Source organism: Pradoshia sp., assembly GCF_051873915.1.
In the GTDB taxonomy this organism is placed as follows: domain Bacteria; phylum Bacillota; class Bacilli; order Bacillales; family Pradoshiaceae; genus Pradoshia.
The window spans coordinates 1-1919 of record NZ_JBJEFJ010000113.1; the positions used below are offsets into that span (position 1 = coordinate 1).

Sequence of the window (1919 nt, forward strand, 5' to 3'; positions counted from 1 at the left end):
TTCTGCTGGTCCATCTTGAACACATAGCTGCCGGCCGGGAAGGTTTTCTTCTTCGTAGTGACTTCTGTCGTCACCTTATTGGTGTAGTGTCCGCTTTCTTGCTGATTCGACACTTTATTGTCCGTTACTTTATAGCTCTCGACCGATAAGGAGGACGATTTCTTCAATTGCTCTACCTTCACACCGAGCACCTTTAGCTTATCGGCAATATGATGATAAGCAGGAGGAAGGATATAAGCGGTCGGCCTTTCCCTCTCCAAGGTAGCGTAGGCGTTAGTCGAGCTTTTCCAATCGATTGGGATATCGACCTTAGCTGCCTTAGCGAGATCTACGACAGTCAGCTCTTGGTCAGGAACAAGCTTATTTTCGCTTGTGATCACAATCTGATCATCATCATTCGCGTTCTTTCCTTTCGTCACGATCGTTTTGCGAGCCTCTTCAACTGTCCGTTTAACCTTTTCCGCATTCTTGACAGTCGACTTAATAAAGTTCGCTTGGGCCGTCACCTGGGCAAATACCCTTCGTTCAAAGTCCGCACGTCCGATATTGATCCCTCTTGTTTCAATCAGATAGGTGAAGGTATTCTTCAACCCAAGCGCATTACGGCCTATGCGTGCCTCCGTGCTTCCCTCTTCTGCGACAAGCTTGCCGGATTGCGAAGAGGATAAGGTGTAATAATCATGGAACGATAGCTTTTCCTTCTTCAATGCCTTTTGAACATCCGGCAGCAGAAGCTTATCAGAAGTCTTCCGAAGCTTCTCCGGAATATTCAAGTTCTTCGCCGATGAAATTAAGACATCATAAGAGGCAATGGAGCCTTTGTCCCCGTATTTGTTTAAAAGCGAAGAATTCACCGTATATTCATGTGTATCCAGAACAACATCTGGCTGGTATTCATTAATGGCCTTATAAACCGTACGAACCTCCGGATACTCCACCTTCATATAATCCCTGTTCGCATCCATATCCGTTGCAATGAAGCGTTTAAAATAATACGAACCATCAGGATTGATTCTCGGCACGATAATGATATTGGCCTTATCTAGGACATTGCCAAGCTTTCCTTCCGCTATCATTTGCGCTAGGACCAGATTCGATTCTCCGGCAGCGGGTTCATTGCCGTGAATTTGACCCTGCACCCAGATAAGCGGCTTTTTCTTGTCTTTCTTGATGTTATCTGGATTCTTGCTGAATATGATCATCGGAATCTCCCGTCCTTCAAGCGACTTGCCGATGATTTTATAGCTCATATGCTTATTCTTTTTGCTGAGTTTCTTTAGGAATGCGGTCATTTCCTCCTGGCTGGTGAAGGCCGTTTTGCCTTTAGCAAAGGCGGGTGTTTGAAAATCTATTTGGGGTTTAGGGAATAAATGTGAGATATTATCTGGCTGAATATAGCTTGGCCCCTTTCCATAGTAAGGTATGAAGTCATCAGCCTCCGCAGCAGACGTCGGCAGGCCTGGCAATAGCAAAGTACTTCCGATAGCAAGGGCAATGGCAGCATGAGCAGTTTTCTTCGTCAATTTATTCATATGTTCCTCCTCATATCCTCTTTACTGCCATTATTCGCCGAAATTCTCCCAAATTCCTTTTTATTTCCAGAAAACAGGAGAATAGAATGCTATACGATTTCAGGCAACCTAGAAAACAGGTACGAAGCCTCAGTGAAAACCTTCCTACTTCAAGCAAACTTGCCTCTTCTGCACACGAATAACCATTCTGATTATAGCCTGCCCATTTTGCATTATAGTTTAAACAGAACAAGCGCTAACCCTAATGGATTAACGCTTTCATAGAAAAACAAACCCCGACTAGCCTTCACTAATCAGGATTAAGATACTTGGTCTTCAACAAACGCCCCTGATTGTTTAAGTACGTTTCTTCACAAACTTTAAGTACAAATCAAGAATCTAAGGTAT

General features: G+C 43.9%; 1 protein-coding gene. It reads right to left on the bottom strand.

The window, feature by feature from the left end:
- Positions 1-1532, bottom strand: a 1532-nt coding sequence (locus tag ACI35L_RS10740) for a M14 family metallopeptidase (protein WP_439802868.1), incomplete at its 3' end; no start/stop codon positions are given.
- Between the last annotated feature and the right edge of the window lie 387 nt (positions 1533-1919).